The organism is Gordonia asplenii (genome assembly GCF_012933505.1).
GTDB lineage: Bacteria > Actinomycetota > Actinomycetes > Mycobacteriales > Mycobacteriaceae > Gordonia > Gordonia asplenii.
This window is the reverse complement of sequence record NZ_JABBNB010000002.1, coordinates 274,960-289,574: the sequence shown is the minus strand read 5'-3', so window position 1 is coordinate 289,574 and position 14,615 is coordinate 274,960. Positions and strand designations below refer to the sequence as shown.

Sequence of the window (14,615 nt, the reverse complement as noted above, 5' to 3'; positions counted from 1 at the left end):
CTCAACCAGCAGAGGGACGCTTCGGCCGGTGAAACCAGGCTCAACCAACGGAAGCAGGTGCGCTCACCCAACCGCGGATGCAGGCCCCAGTTCCTACCGACGGGGACCAATTGCGCACTGTCACAACAATGTCCACGCCTGCGAAAGCACTCCGCGCAGGATCTGCTCCATCTCGTCGAACTCGGCCTGGCCACTGATCAGCGGCGGCGCGAGCTGGATGACGGGGTCGCCCCGATCGTCGGCACGGCAGTAGAGCCCGGCGTCGAACAGCTCGGTGGACAGGAAGCCGCGCAGGATGCGTTCAGCCTCGGCGTCGCTGAAGGTCTCCTTGGTCGCCTTGTCCTTGACGAGTTCGATGCCGTAGAAGAATCCCTCACCGCGCACATCTCCGACGATGGGCAGATCGTTGAGCTTCTCCAGCGTCGACCGGAATGCCGGCGCCTGTACCGCGACGTGTGCGTTGATGCCCTCGCGTTCGAAGATGTCGAGGTTCGCCATGGCTACCGCAGCCGAAACCGGGTGCCCGCCAAAGGTATAGCCGTGTGCGAATGCGGTCTGGCCGTCGGCGAACGGTTCGAAGAGACGGTCGGAGGCGATCATCGCGCCGAGTGGCGAGTAGCCCGACGTGATGCCCTTGGCGCAGGTGATGATGTCCGGGATGTAGCCGAAGTCGTTGCAGGCGAACATCGATCCGATGCGACCGAATGCGCAGATCACCTCGTCGGAGACCAGCAGGACGTCGTACCGGTCGCAGATCTCGCGAACGCGGGCGAAGTATCCCGGCGGCGGCGGGAAGCATCCACCCGAATTCTGTACCGGCTCAAGGAAAACCGCGGCGACGGTATCCGGTCCCTCGAATTCGATGGCCTCGGCGATGCGGTCGGCGGCCCAGATGCCGAAGGCTTCCGGGTCGTCGGCGAGTCCGTCCTGCGCGCGATAGATGTTGGTGTTGGGCGCCCGGAATCCGCCCGGAGTCAGCGGCTCGAACGCCTGCTTGAGCGCGGGGATTCCGGTGATCGACAACGCCCCCTGGGTGGTGCCGTGATACGCGATCGACCGGGAGATCACCTTGTGCTTGCCGGGCTTGCCAACTTGTTTGAAGTACTGCTTGGCCAGTTTCCACGCGCTCTCGACGGCCTCGCCGCCTCCGGTGGTGAAGAAGACTCGGTTGAGATCACCGGGCGCGTACTCTGCGAGCCGGTCGGCGAGCTCGATGGCCGGCGGCGTCGCATACGACCACAGCGGAAAGAAGGCGAGTTCCCTGGCCTGGCGCGCCGCGGCCTCGGCGAGCTCGGATCGTCCGTGCCCCACCTGGACGACGAACAATCCCGACAGTCCGTCGATATAGCTGCGGCCACGGCTGTCGAAGATGCGGGCGCCCTCGCCGCGGGTGATGATCGGCGGGGTGATCTCGTCGGACTGCCGGGTGAAATGGCCCCACAGGTGACGCTTGGCTGCGCTCTCCAGTCGGGAAGTATCCGGCAATTCGGTGGCTATTGTTGTCATCAAGGTTCCTCGGGTCGGCCGGGCGAATACGGACGGAAGCGCCGGCGGGGATCTCGGCGAGTCCGGACCGACAGCTCCGTCGGTGTGACCTCGCGCACTTCCAGTGTGGGTCTTCACGACGCGAATTGCAAGCTTTGACAGCTAATCAGTTATGCAATGCGTGGTTTTCTGGCATAGTTGTCACGCAATCAATCAATTGGAGTTCAGCATGTCAACACAGACGACCACCTCTCCCACCCCCATCGGCAATCCGGAAACCATCCCCGGATGCTGGATCGACGGCAAAGCGCGCGACGGTGGCGGACCGTCGTACACCGTCGTCAACCCGGCGACCGGCGTACCCGTGGCTGCGGTCGCCCTCGCCGACTCGATCGACGTCGACGACGCCATCTCATCGGCACGCAGCGGGTTCGCCTCCTGGTCCCTCCGAACGCCTGGAGAGCGGTCCGCAGTGCTGACGGCACTGGCGCGTCTCGTCGAACGCGACGCCGAACTCCTTGCGGCACAAGAAGTCTCACAAACCGGCAAACCCATTCGACTGGCCCGCGAGTTCGACGTCCCAGGCAGTATCGACAACATCGACTTCTTCGCCGGCGCCGCACGCAATCTCGACGGCAAGGCGAGTGCGGAGTATTCGGGCCAACACACGTCGTCGATTCGCCGCGAGCCGGTCGGCGTCGTCGGCTCGATCACTCCGTGGAACTATCCGTTGCAGATGGCGGTGTGGAAGGTCATCCCCGCACTGGCGGCCGGGTGCGCGGTCGTCTTGAAGCCGAGCGAGCTGACACCCCTGACCACATTGCATCTGGCGAGACTGGCCACCGAAGCGGGGCTGCCCGACGGCGTGTTCAACGTTGTCACCGGCACCGGCGTCGACGTCGGCGCCCACCTCGCCGGACATCGTGGCATCGACGTCATGACCTTCACCGGCTCCACCCCGGTGGGGCGTGCCGTCATGGCGCAGGCCGCCGCCAACGGCACGCGGGTGCAGCTCGAACTCGGCGGCAAGGCTCCGTTCGTGGTGTTCGACGACGCCGATCTCGACGCCGCCGTGCACGGCGCGGTCGCGGCATCGCTGATCAACGGCGGCCAGGACTGCACCGCGGCCACCCGGGCGATCGTCGCCGAGTCACTGTATGACGGCTTCGTCGACGGGGTGGCCGCGTTGATGGAGCAGGTGACCGTCGGCGATCCGACGGACTCCGCGACCGACGTCGGCTCACTCATCACCACCGTGCACCGCGATCGGGTGCACGCGATGGTGCAGCGCGCTCGCGAAGCCGGCGCACGCATCGTCACCGGTGGCGAACTCCCCGATCACCCCGGCGCGTTCTACCCGCCGACCCTCGTCGCAGACGTCGCCGAAGACTCCGAGATCTACCGCGACGAGGTGTTCGGCCCGGTGTTGACGGTCAGCAAGCACTACGGCGACGACGACGCGATCCGCCGCGCCAACGACACCGCCTACGGCCTGGCGGCGTCGGCGTGGACGACGAATCTGTATCGCGCACAACGTGCTTCGCGGGAAATCAACGCAGGCTGCGTGTGGGTCAACGACCACATCCCGATCATCAGCGAAATGCCGCACGGCGGCATCGGGGCGTCCGGCTTCGGCAAAGACATGTCGACCTACTCGTTCGAGGAGTATCTGACGATCAAGCACGTCATGAGCGACATCACCGGCGTCGCACGTAAGCCGTGGCATCGAACGGTTTTCCGCCTCGACTGATCACCGCGCCGAGGAGAGCCTGATCCGTTCCGCCCGATCGTCTGAGCGCCGACTGAGCCGGACCGGATCGGCGGAAGTCCGGACACCGTGGTCCGACACTGCGTCGTGGCTCATCGGTCGATCCGAGTTTGAGCTGCCCGGCCGCTTGTTTCAGCGTGAGCGCGGCGGGGTCGAACCGATCCCTGGTGATGCAATCGATTTCGTGGATCCGCCTGCGGTGTCTGTTTCCGAGCCGACCTACGCGGTTTCGACACGGGCCTGTGCTGGCGCTCCGGCCCGGCTCAACCGGCAGGGGCCCTGGCGCGGCTATGCCCGAATCAGCAGGAGACCCCGGCCCGGCTCAACCGGCAGGGGCCCTGGCGCGGCTATGCCTCAGGGCCTCCGTTGATCACCGCTCCCCGCGGCTGGAATAGCGCAGCTTGTGGACCTTCACCACCGACACCGTCTCTGTGGCCTGGACGCCATCGATGGTGCTGACTCGCTCGTTGAGGAAGGCCCACAGCTGCGTGTTGTTCGCGCTGGACACCTCGATGCAGATGTCGGCACGCCCGAGAATGCTTGACACATAAGAGATTTCGGGAATCTCGCAGAGCTCTTCGACGATCGCCGAATGCCGCTTGGGGTCGACGGTGAGAAAGACGATCGCGAGCTGCGAATTGCCCAGTTCCTCCGGATCGGCGAATGCCACGATCCGCAGAATGTTGAGGTCCTGCATGCGTTTGACGCGCGCGCGGACCGTCGCTTCGGACGACCCGAGGTTGCGCGCGATCTCACGAAACGCACGTCGGCCGTCGTCGCCGAGCTGGTCGAGGATTTCACGGTCCAAGTCATCGAGATGGTGCGACTGCATGGAGAGAACTCTAGCCATCGTCACCTGCTCGTCGCAGTCTCCCCGCGGCGCACGCGGCCCGCTTGTCCGATTGCGAGACGACGACGACCCGTCGTCTACCAATGCGCACACTCATCGCGCAATGTTAACGAATTTCGTTACTTTCTAGCGATTGCGCAACGCATTGCGTGGTGCTAGTGTCATGAATCACACCGCACTGCGCAGTTCAATGCCGAACCGCCGGCCGGTGTCCTCGAATCACTGACCCGCCCTCTTCCTTCCGGCGCATCTGGCAGTCCGGCACCGCACGGAGGATGATCACCTAGGGCGAACTGGAGAGATACCCATGACCATGCACGACACATTCGCCGACGACCACGCCTATCAAAAGAACCTGCGATGGTGGGACGGCTTCACCATCAGCCTGTCGATACCCGCGGCCCTGTTCGTCGGCATGGGCTACGCCCTCGGTGCGATCGGCGGATGGACCACGATGGTCCTGCTCGGCGCGGTCGCCGTGCTGGCCTGCCTGCAGAACTTCATCTACTCGGAGATGGCCGCGATGTTCGCCGACAAGGTCGGCGGCATCTCGATGTTCGCGCACGAAGGGTGGCGTCGACACTCCACCCTCGTCGGCCCGATCGCCACCTTCGGCTACTGGTTCTCTTGGTCGAGCTCCCTGGCGATCTACGGCCTGCAGATCGGCAAGTTGGTCCAGGCCGAGTGGTTACCATCGCAGACCTGGACGTTCTCGACGGGGCTAGCCACCATCGGCTTGCCGCACCTGATCGCGCTCGGTGTTCTGTTCGCTGGTTGGGGGCTCAACGTCATCGGCATGCGCGTGGCGATGAGCATCATGTATGTCACCGGGGTGCTGGTGGTCGTTCCGATCATCATCTTCGCTGCGGCGCCGCTCTTCTCGGCGGACTGGTCGATCTCCAACATGCACTGGGACCTCGGCGCCAGTGGCGAGTCCGGTTGGCGCACGGCCCTCGCGTGGATGTTCGTGCTCGCCTGGTCGGTGTACGGCATCGAGGCAGTCGCGTCGTTCGTGCCGGAGTTCAAGTTCACCGTTCGAGACTCTAAGATCGCCCTGCGGCTGGCCGGCTTCTTCGTCATCGCCGTCTACATTCTGGTGCCCCTCGGTGTCGGCGGCCTGACCCACCAAGCCGACGTCGCGGCGAATCCGGTGACCTTCTATCTAGAGACCTTCGGCAAGCTGTTCCCCGGCGGCGACATCTTCATGACGATCAGCCTCATCGCCGGTCTCGTGCTGCTGATGGTGATGACCACCGCCGACGGCGGCCGAGTACTGCACGGCAGTGCCCGGGAAGGACTGACCATCCGGCAGTTGGGTGAGTTGAATCGGTTCAAGGTGCCCGGTCGGGCGATGTCGCTGGACCTCGTCGTCAACGTCATCCTGATCCTCTTCGTCGGCGAGGCGCTGGCCGTGATCGTCGCCGGCATCGTCGGCTACCTGCTCTGCCACATTCTGTCGCTGACCGGATTCCTGCACCTGCGCCGGGACATGCCCGACGCCGAGCGGCCCATCAAGCTGGGCGGGCAGTGGCTCTACATCGCCGGGTTCCTGGTGGTAGTCGACTCCGCGATGCTGGTCGTCGGGGCGCTGAGTGCGAAGATCACCGGCTACGGAACGACAAAGGAACTGATCGTCGGAGTGTTCGTGCTCTCACTGTCGGTGGTGCTGTACTTCTACCGCCGCGTCGTTCAGGACCACCAGCCGTGGATCTGGAAGGAATCGGCTGAGGCTGTCGAGGCCGACCTGGCCGTCAACGCGAAGCCGGTCGAGCCCGCGGAGGTCGCCGCAGCCGAGCTCGTCGACTCGGACGTCGAGTCCAAGGAAGCTCTGACCGAATCGACGCTCGCCTGAACTTCCGCAGTCGCGTGGTCGAACGCTTCGTCACACCGGTGGCAGCCTCAGACGGCTGCCGCCGGTGTGACGTCGTTCAGCTGTTCCACATCGGACCGATTGGTTCGACGACCGGGTCAGCACGGATCACGCTGAGCCTACTGACTTCTAGGTCGCGTGTCGGGCACTAGGCCGTCAGCAATCGCGTGATCTCGCTGGTCACGTTGTCACGGGCGACGGCCTCCCAGTTCTGCCGGCCGTATTCGGTCGCGTAGATCGGCCCGCCCGACATCATCGCATCGAGCACGGCTGCACGCGCAGGCCCGAAAGTCGCGTCGGGTACATCGGCGTACTCCTCCCGTACCAGCGCGGCATAGTCGTCGTACTGCTCGGGACTGCCCGCGAGGACCGCGAGATCTGCGTCGCTCAATGCGGCAGCGTTACGGTCCAGTGGGTCGACATCATGGTCGGTTGTCGCCTCGACCAACCGGGCCACCTCATCGACGACGTCGGCTGGTTTATCGCTCAACATGTCCCGCGCCAGCTGTGCCGACGCGGCCTCGTTGTCCGACCGGCCGATCTCGTAGATCGCGTCGTGAAACCACGCCGCGAGGTACACGGGTTCTGCGTCGAACGCCACGCCGTTCGCGGCGAGGGTGTCGAGGTGGGCGAGCACCGCGTTGAGATGGTCGACGGTGTGATAGCGGCGGTGCGGCTGCGACCACCTCGCGAGAAGATCCTCCGATTGGGCGGATGTCAGATAATCAGCCATTCGGCCACGCTATCGCGCCCCGCTCACAGGTGCGTCGACGACCCGCTGCGCATCCGACGGAACAGGACGAAACCGCCGTAGACGGCCAGCGCGACGAACGCCAGCCAGAACAGTCCCTTGAGCAGCGGGCCGATGATGGCGAGACCGATCAGCACGGCGACGATGATGCCGAGAACCTTCCAGAAGGAGGTGCCGGTGGAATTGGATGTTGATGTAGTCATGACTCCACTCTGATCCCACTCGCGAGCGATTTCACTGGTCAGCAGCACCTTTGGGGGAAAGATCAGGGCGTTCACCCACCGGGCAGCTGCTTGGCGACCGTGGTGCAGTACCCGAGTTCATCCGGGCTGACGAACCCACCGCGGTCACGGAACCACGCCATCACCAGGTCGGCGACCATCGATGACGACATGCTGATCAGGTAGCCGTGGGTGCAGTCTTCGAATAGGTCGTCGTGATACCAACAGTCGAGCCGGGCGTCGGGCGCGTCATATCCGTCGAGCAGCGGGATGATCATCAGCATCGTCGACAATCGCAGGAGCAGCCGCCCGCGCTCCAGCCGCTGGATCTGCGCGCAGTGGACGTCGTAGGAGTCGCCGACCCGCACATGGTGCGGCCCGACGTCGAGGACGCCGGCGAGCGGAATGTCGTCGATGCACCCCCGTAACCAGCCGGCGGCCGCACCCCACGGTGAATCGGCGGCGTCGGGCACTGACGAACCGTGTTCGATGTCGTGACGATCAGGTGTTGCCATGACTGCTCCTGTCCTCTGGGCTGAATCGAGTAGAGCACGACCCCCTGACAACTTTCGCTAATACGTTCGATGAACTGGGCCGATCCGGGAAGGGCTACTGTCGAAGCCATGACCGCGGTGGAGACTCTCGAACGCTGGACCGACTCGGGTGCCGTGTGGCGAGTGTTGTCCCGACGCGGCGGGACGATCACCGTCGGCCTGTTCCGCTGCGACGGCGGCGAGGAAGTCGATCGAATCACATCGTCGACGCCGGACCTCATCGCCTTCATCGGCGACCGCGACTCGAGCGAGGACTGAAGAAACGTCCGCCACGAGCGGGACTGCGGAATATCTCCGCGGTAGGTCACCTTGAACGAATCATGGCCAGAACTGTCGTAGCAACCGCATATGGACAACCCTCCGACGTCGTCGAGGTACGCGAAATCCCCTCCCCGGTGCCGGAGGCCGGTCAGGTCGTCGTCGACGTCCGCGCCAGCGCCCTCAATCCGATCGATGTGAAGACGGTCGCCGGCGTCATGGGCTCCGACCCCGCCAAACTGCCGATCCACATCGGTTTCGAAGCCGCCGGCGTGGTCTCCGCCGTCGGCGACGGCGCGGTGAACTCCACGGGCACGCCCATCGTCGTCGGCGACGAGGTCGTGGTGTATCGAGCGGTCGGCGGCCTGTCCAGCGAGATCCTCGCCACCGGTTCCGCGGTCCACCCCAAGCCCGCCGGCCTCTCGTTCGACGTCGGGGCCGGACTGCTCCTCGTCGGAGTCACCGCCGCCGACACGATCGCCACCGCGGGAGTCTCAGACACCGACACCGTGCTCATCCACGGCGGCGCGGGCGCCGTCGGCGCGATCACCACGCAGCTCGCTATCGCCAAGGGCGCCAAAGTGATCGCCACGGCCGCCGAGCGCAACCACGACTTCCTGCGCGATCTCGGCGCGATACCGGTCACCTACGGCGACGGCCTACTCGATCGAGTACGTGCCGCCGCTCCTGACGGCGTCTCCGCCGCGATCGACACCGTCGGCACCGACGAAGCCGTCGACGTGTCGACCGCGCTCGTCGGTGATCGGGCACGGATCGTCAGCATCGCGGCCTTCGGTCGCGGCGGCGACGTCACCCTCGTCGACGGCTCCACCGAGCAGAGCAGGGCCAACCGAGCGCGGGCCATCGGACAATTGCTCGACGACGCCGCTGCGGGCCGCCTGGTCCTCGACGTCGCCAAGATCTTCGACCTCGACGACGCCGCTACTGCACTGACCGAGTTGGCGACCGCGCATCCGCGCGGAAAGTTCATCCTCCATCCGTGACTCGGTGGTCCACCGAGCGGCGGCTCTACCGGTTGGGCGAGGCGCGGGCCGAGTCGAAACCTCTCAGCCACAACGACTTTCGACGGTCCGCGCCAATTACGGCGATGACACCCGGCAAGTGACGCGTGTGCACTCTACGGGTGCACACGCCTCGATATTCGATACCATCACAGTTCGACACGTGCGCTACCACCAAATGCATTGTGGTACAGGGGTTTCGACACGCTCGTCGCTAGCGCTCCTCGCGGCTCAACCAGCAGATGCAGTGCCCCGACCGGTGAAACCAGGTTGAGCGAGGCGCCAGCCGAGTCGAAGTAGCGCTCCTCACGGCTCAACCAGCGGATAAGGCGAATTCCCAACCCCCACAAAATGATCGACCAGGCCGGCGCCACCAACTCACGAGGTTTCGACACGGGCTACGCTAGCGCTCCGGCCCGGCTCAACCAGCGGGTGGACGCGTCGCTAGCTGTAGCGCTCCGGCCCGGCTCAACCAGCCGGTGGGCACGTCGCTAGCTGTAGCGCTCCGGCCCGACTCAACCAGCAGATGGCCACCGGCTCAATCATCAGCACGTCTCAGCGATCGCAGTCTTGACGCGACACCTCGCACCGAAGTTGTTACGTGTCGGCGACCGTATGCGCGGCGTACGACAAGTAACGTCGCAGTTGACGATTGGAGAGTGATGACCGAGCTCACCCCGGACGGACTCGATGAACAAGTCAACGCCGTGTTCGCCACCCTGCTCGACGCCCCACCCGCCCGCGACGACGACGGCGACATCCCGCTGCAACTCGACGCCTGCACCCTCTACGTCAGCACCGCTTACGACGCCCGCGCGATCGACATGTGGGCCCCGCTCGTCGTCGCCATCAACGACACCGCACAAGCCGCCTTCACCGCCGCGTTCCTCAACAACAAGTTTCCCGAGCTGAAGTTCCGGCTCTTGGCCGATCGCCTCATCGTCGGCTGCCGGGTACCCGCCGATCCACTGGTCACCCCGCACGTCGATCGAATGCTCGGACACCTCTCACAGGCCTTCGCCGGACGCAACGAACTCGCCATCTCGCTCAGTGGCCGCGCCGCCGACACCCCGCAACCCGACTGGCGCGACGACGAGCAGGAACGTGAACGCACCATCCTCCGAACGATATTCGAGTTGCAGCACGCCGACGACGCCATCAGCGTCGACGACGTGGTCGCCATCTGCCGCAGCGACCAGCAGACCGTGCTCAACGTGCTCGCGCTGTCGAACAACCTTGAGACACAACTACGTTCGGACGCAGAGCACGACCTCGACCCGGATGACGCCGCGCACGATCGGGCGTCGGCCGACGAGTGGAAGAACACCAGCGACGCACTGCGCACCGCCCTGCGGATGATCGCGCTGAAAGCCTGAGCGGTAGCGATATCGGCGCTCTCCGAGCCGAATCAGAACAGCCGAGATTCCTTCACCTCGCGCGGTTCCTCCAAGTCCAACAGGTAGCGCTTACGCTTCAACCCGCCCGCGTACCCGACCAACTTTCCGTCGGCGCCGACCACCCGATGACACCCCACGACGATGCCCACCGGATTCTGCCCGGCGGCCCGGCCGACCGCCTGCGCCAGACCGACGCCGCCCAAGTCGCGGGCCACCTCACCGTAGGTGCGCGTGTGTCCGAATTCGATCGCGGCGATCTGCTCCCAGACTCGTACTTGAAAATCGTTGCCGCGCAAATCTATCGGAATGTCGAAGGCGCGTCGGACGCCGGCGAAGTAGTCAGCGAGTTGCCCCGCGACGCGCGCCAGGAACTCGTCGACTTCGCAGGAGACCCGCGGCCCGTGCTGCGCGCCCGCACCGTCGTAGCTGGCGTCGAAGTACAGCCCGATCAGACTGTCGGCACCCGACGCGGCGTCATCGGCGACGAGTCTGATCGCACCGAGAGGACTGTCGATCAGCGTGTGCCGCAACATATTCGGCCACCGTTCACCGTTGTGGCGCCAGTTGTTGTGCGAGCGCGTCGAGTACCGCGGGGTCTTCGATGGTCGACGGCACGGTGTACTGCTCGCCGTCGACGATCTGGCGCATCGTCTTGCGGAGAATCTTGCCCGACCGCGTTTTCGGCAGGGCCGCAACAACTGTCACGTCGCGGAACGTGGCGACCGCGCCGATCTCCTCGCGCACAGTGGCGACCAGCTCACTGCGCAGGGTGTCCGGGTCGATGTCGACTCCCGCCTTCAGCACGACGTACCCGCTGGGCCGCTGCCCCTTGAGATCGTCGGCGATGCCGACTACCGCGCACTCCGCAACCGCCGGGTGAGTCGCCACCACCGCCTCGATGCTGCCCGTCGAAAGTCGGTGCCCGGCAACGTTGATCACGTCGTCGGAACGCCCGAGCACAACCACGTACCCGTCGGCGTCGATGTACCCCGAATCACCGGTGAGATAGAAGCCGGGGAACGCCGACAGATACGAATCCCGGTACCGCGCCTCGTCACGCCACAGGCCGGCGAGCGTGCCCGGCGGCAGCGGCAAGCTCACGACGATATTGCCCTCCTCGGTCGCCGACAGCTCCGCCCCTTGCGCGTCAACGACTTTCACGTCATACCCGGGAACCGGCACCGTCGGTGAGCCGGCCTTGATCGGCATCGGTTCCAGACCACGCAGATTCGCCACGATCGACCACCCCGTCTCGGTCTGCCACCAGTGATCGACGACCGGCACACCCAACACCCTTCCCGCCCAATGGAATGTATCGGGATCGAGCCGCTCACCCGCGGCGAACAACGTCCGCAGCGACGACACGTCGTAGCGGGCCAGTTCGGCGGCCTCGGGGTCGACCTTGCGGATCGCGCGGATCGCGGTGGGCGCGGTGAACAACGCATTCACCTTGTGCTCGTCGATGATTCGCCAGAATGCGCCGGCATCCGGGGTGCCGACCGGTTTGCCCTCGTACATGACCGTCGTCGCGCCGACCAGCAACGGCCCGTACACGATGTAGGAGTGCCCGACCACCCATCCGACATCCGACGCGGTCCACCACACGTCATCGGCACCGATGTCATAGACATTGCGCATCGACCACGCCAACGCCACCGCATGACCGCCGTTGTCGCGCACCACACCCTTAGGCTTGCCCGTCGTACCCGACGTGTAGAGGATGTAGAGCGGGTCGGTCGCCGCAACCGTCGTCGGACCGGCGGGCTGCGCGCCCGCCGCCAGCCCGTCCCAGTCGAGCCAACCGTGATCGGCGGCCGATCCGGGCACTTGTGGGCGATCCTTGACGATAATCGTCGACGGCGCAACCGCCGACAGCTCAACGGCTTTCGCCACGATCGGCAGGTACTCGATCGTCCGGCCGGGTTCCAGTCCGCCCGACGCCGTGATGAGCGCGACAGGCTCGGCGTCGTCGATGCGGGTCGCCAGTTCCGGCGCTGCGAAACCACCGAACACCACCGAATGCACCGCGCCGATACGAGCGCACGCCAACATGGCGATCGCCGCCTCCGGGATCATCGGCAAATAGATGATGACCCGGTCGCCCTTCCCGACACCGCGACCGGCGAGCACGCCGGCGAATCGGGCCACCTCGTCGAGCAGTTCGGCGTAGGTGAAGCTGCGCTGCTCACCGACCATCGCCGAATCCCAGATCAGCGCGATCCGCTCACCGTTACCCGCAGCGACATGCCGATCGAGGGCATTGACGCTCGTGTTGAGCTCGGCGTCGGGGAACCAGCGGTAGATCGGCGCCGCGGAGTCGTCGAGTGCCCGAGTCGGCGGCGTCACCCAGTCGACGGCGGCAGCGGCGTCAAGCCAGAAACCATCCCGGTCGGAGATGCTGCGGGCAAACTCTTGGGCGTAGCTACTCATTCTTCGACCCTATCGCCAGTGGGCCGTGCAGACGTGCGATCGTCACAGCCCAATCCGCGCCGTCATGCCAGGGTCGCAGATCCCAGGTGGACAGCGTCGTCTCGACGGTGAACCCCGCAGCACGCAGGTCGTCGTGGAACTGCTCGACGCGGTAGTCGCGGTCGGTGGCGAATCCAGCGACGAAGACTCCATCCGGACGAAGGTGGCGTGCGACGTTGGCGACGACCCGGCGCTCGGTTCCGGGCTCGAGAAAGACCATGACGTTGCCCGCCATCGCCACCGCGTCGAAGTCCGTTCCGAGGTCGAGAGTCGCCAGATCCGCTTGATGCACAACGAGATTCGAGTGGGCGCGCGCCTGCGCGACGAGCACCGGGTCGAGGTCGACCGCGGTGACCCGATGCCCACGACGCGCAAGCTCTGCACCGACGCGTCCAGTGCCGCATCCGGCGTCGAGCACGTCGGCGCCACGCGGCAGAACGGCGTCGATCAACCGCGCTTCACCGTGTAGGTCGACGCCATCGCGTTCAAGTCGGTCGAACCGCTCGACGTAGCGCCGCGAGGCTGCTGCCGAACGTTGCCATCGGGTGGGTGCCATGGCAGTGAGGCTACGCATCCGTCGATCGAGGGATTTCGCGAGTTTCTCGCCCGTCGTTGTCGGCGGGGTCTCGCCGCAACTGGACGCAGCACCGGCCTTGCGCGGGCGACAACTCGGCCCGCACTTCACCGGCGTGGTCCGCGCCGACCAGAATCCCCTCCAGCAGCGCCTTGTTCATCGAACAGATCATCGCCGTATGTCGTTGCGCCAGTGAGTGAAACGGGCAGTTGATGAGGTCGATTTCGGAGTCGGTCACGTTCCGGGGTTCATAGCCGCAGTTACGCAGAATATCGGTCAGCCCACCTGCTGCGCAGGTCCTTCCCTGTGCCCCGATGGCTTGACCGGCGCTTGCCGCCTCACGCGTCAGGATAGCCGTCGGGTTCTCGCCCGTTGCCGCCGAACCTTCGATGGCGGCTGCCATTAACTGGCCGGCCAGTTCGTACGCGCGTGACGGCAGGTGCATTGCAATCGTCCGAGACGATCGCGTGTACATCTTCGCCGGCCGCCCTGCGCCCGGCCCGCGGCGACCAGTTCGGCGCACGTATTCAACCGTCAGGAGACCGGCGTCGACGAGCTTGTCGAGATGAAATGCGACGGTCGACCTCGACATCTGCATCGCTGCTGCGACGTCGTCGCGCCCAACCGAGCCCGACGCGGCGGCAACATAGTCGTAGAGCGCGCGCCGAGCGGGTTCGTCGAGGATCGCGATCGCGGCGACAGCGTCGAACTCGGGTGTGTCTGTCATATCGGAATTCTAAAACCCATGACTATTGACGTAAATATCCAGCCGCTCCTACTATTAACAACACACACTGTTTTTAGAAGGAGCGATAGATGACTACTACAGCCGCCGGCCCCGCCACGACCGCGGAGCGGGACCTCAAAGACCCTCGTTACCAGGCATTTCTACTGCTGCGCACCGTGTTCACCGTGGCGCCGATATTGTTCGGCCTGGACAAGTTCGCGAATCTACTGACCGACTGGCCGCAGTATCTCGCCCCCTGGATCGATCACATTCTGCCCGGATCGGCACAGACCGGAATGTACGTAGTCGGCGTGATCGAGATCGTCGCCGGGATCGCGGTTGCCATCGCACCTCGATACGGGGCGCTGCTGGTGGCAGCATGGCTCGCCGGCATCATCGTCGACTTGCTGACGCTCTCCGGCTTCTACGACGTCGCACTTCGCGACTTCGGGCTGCTGGTGGCCGCACTCGCCCTGTCGCGACTCGCCGTCACCTACGCGCGTCGACTCCGCGCTTGACTACATGCTGTCCAATTGACGACATCGTTGTGCGGATCGGATGCATCCACTCACTCATCCTGGATCCACCGATGGCACCCCCTCCCGTCGATGAATCCAGGGTCGCCGAGGGGCAGTTGCGCACCCCCTGCTTCGCCGCATCCTGCTGGTT

The 14,615-nt window shown here is 65.1% G+C and carries 15 protein-coding genes; 6 read left to right on the top strand and 9 right to left on the bottom strand.

The window, feature by feature from the left end:
- Window positions 1–120 precede the first annotated feature (120 nt).
- Entirely contained in the window at window positions 121–1,506 is a 1,386-nt protein-coding gene (locus HH308_RS03335) for an aspartate aminotransferase family protein (RefSeq protein ID WP_170192750.1), read from the bottom strand.
- Window positions 1,507–1,714: 208 nt separating this feature from the next.
- On the opposite strand from HH308_RS03335, the gene HH308_RS03330 reads away from it, so the two are divergent.
- Window positions 1,715–3,235 carry a gamma-aminobutyraldehyde dehydrogenase gene (locus HH308_RS03330; RefSeq protein ID WP_170192749.1) on the top strand — a complete coding sequence of 507 codons (1,521 nt, stop codon included), beginning with the start codon at window positions 1,715–1,717 and terminating at the stop codon, window positions 3,233–3,235.
- A gap of 388 nt (window positions 3,236–3,623) precedes the next feature.
- Here HH308_RS03330 and HH308_RS03325 read toward each other — a convergent pair whose 3' ends face one another.
- Window positions 3,624–4,085 carry an Lrp/AsnC family transcriptional regulator gene (locus tag HH308_RS03325; RefSeq protein ID WP_170192748.1) on the bottom strand — a complete coding sequence of 154 codons (462 nt, stop codon included), beginning with the start codon at window positions 4,083–4,085 and terminating at the stop codon, window positions 3,624–3,626.
- Window positions 4,086–4,410: 325 nt separating this feature from the next.
- Between HH308_RS03325 and HH308_RS03320 the strand changes: the two genes are divergently transcribed.
- Window positions 4,411–5,955, top strand: coding sequence for an APC family permease (locus HH308_RS03320; protein WP_170192747.1), 1,545 nt, complete (start codon window positions 4,411–4,413; stop codon window positions 5,953–5,955).
- A gap of 166 nt (window positions 5,956–6,121) precedes the next feature.
- Here the strand turns inward: HH308_RS03320 and HH308_RS03315 are convergent, their stop codons facing one another.
- From HH308_RS03315 to HH308_RS03305, 3 genes are all read right to left on the bottom strand, one after another.
- Window positions 6,122–6,706, bottom strand: a complete 585-nt coding sequence (locus tag HH308_RS03315; RefSeq protein ID WP_170192746.1) for an HD domain-containing protein — start codon at window positions 6,704–6,706, stop codon at window positions 6,122–6,124.
- Window positions 6,707–6,729: 23 nt separating this feature from the next.
- Window positions 6,730–6,927, bottom strand: a complete 198-nt coding sequence (locus HH308_RS03310) for a hypothetical protein (RefSeq protein ID WP_170192745.1) — start codon at window positions 6,925–6,927, stop codon at window positions 6,730–6,732.
- A gap of 71 nt (window positions 6,928–6,998) precedes the next feature.
- Window positions 6,999–7,460, bottom strand: coding sequence for a hypothetical protein (locus HH308_RS03305; RefSeq protein ID WP_170192744.1), 462 nt, complete (start codon window positions 7,458–7,460; stop codon window positions 6,999–7,001).
- A gap of 108 nt (window positions 7,461–7,568) precedes the next feature.
- Here HH308_RS03305 and HH308_RS03300 point away from each other — a divergent pair, with 108 nt between their 5' ends.
- From HH308_RS03300 to HH308_RS03290, 3 genes are all read left to right on the top strand, one after another.
- Window positions 7,569–7,757 carry a hypothetical protein gene (locus tag HH308_RS03300; RefSeq protein WP_170192743.1) on the top strand — a complete coding sequence of 63 codons (189 nt, stop codon included), beginning with the start codon at window positions 7,569–7,571 and terminating at the stop codon, window positions 7,755–7,757.
- Between the two features lie 62 nt (window positions 7,758–7,819).
- Entirely contained in the window at window positions 7,820–8,761 is a 942-nt protein-coding gene (locus HH308_RS03295; RefSeq protein ID WP_170192742.1) for an NADP-dependent oxidoreductase, read from the top strand.
- Between the two features lie 680 nt (window positions 8,762–9,441).
- A complete protein-coding gene (locus HH308_RS03290; RefSeq protein ID WP_170192741.1) occupies window positions 9,442–10,155 on the top strand; it encodes a T3SS (YopN, CesT) and YbjN peptide-binding chaperone 1 in 714 nt (237 codons plus the stop codon).
- A gap of 32 nt (window positions 10,156–10,187) precedes the next feature.
- Here the strand turns inward: HH308_RS03290 and HH308_RS03285 are convergent, their stop codons facing one another.
- The 4 genes from HH308_RS03285 to HH308_RS03270 are packed head-to-tail and all read right to left on the bottom strand — an operon-like array spanning window position 10,188 to window position 13,946.
- Window positions 10,188–10,709: a methylated-DNA--[protein]-cysteine S-methyltransferase gene (locus HH308_RS03285; RefSeq protein ID WP_170192740.1), complete on the bottom strand. Its 522-nt coding sequence runs from the start codon at window positions 10,707–10,709 to the stop codon at window positions 10,188–10,190.
- Window positions 10,710–10,722: 13 nt separating this feature from the next.
- On the bottom strand, window positions 10,723–12,606 hold the full coding sequence (locus HH308_RS03280; protein ID WP_170192739.1) for a propionyl-CoA synthetase: 1,884 nt from the start codon (window positions 12,604–12,606) through the stop codon (window positions 10,723–10,725).
- Window positions 12,599–13,201, bottom strand: coding sequence for a class I SAM-dependent DNA methyltransferase (locus tag HH308_RS03275; protein ID WP_170192738.1), 603 nt, complete (start codon window positions 13,199–13,201; stop codon window positions 12,599–12,601). The genes HH308_RS03280 and HH308_RS03275 overlap by 8 nt, the downstream gene beginning before the upstream one ends.
- A gap of 10 nt (window positions 13,202–13,211) precedes the next feature.
- Entirely contained in the window at window positions 13,212–13,946 is a 735-nt protein-coding gene (locus HH308_RS03270; RefSeq protein WP_170192737.1) for a helix-turn-helix transcriptional regulator, read from the bottom strand.
- An 89-nt stretch (window positions 13,947–14,035) separates the two neighbouring features.
- Between HH308_RS03270 and HH308_RS03265 the strand changes: the two genes are divergently transcribed.
- Entirely contained in the window at window positions 14,036–14,464 is a 429-nt protein-coding gene (locus tag HH308_RS03265; RefSeq protein ID WP_170192736.1) for a DoxX family membrane protein, read from the top strand.
- The last annotated feature ends 151 nt before the right edge of the window (window positions 14,465–14,615 follow it).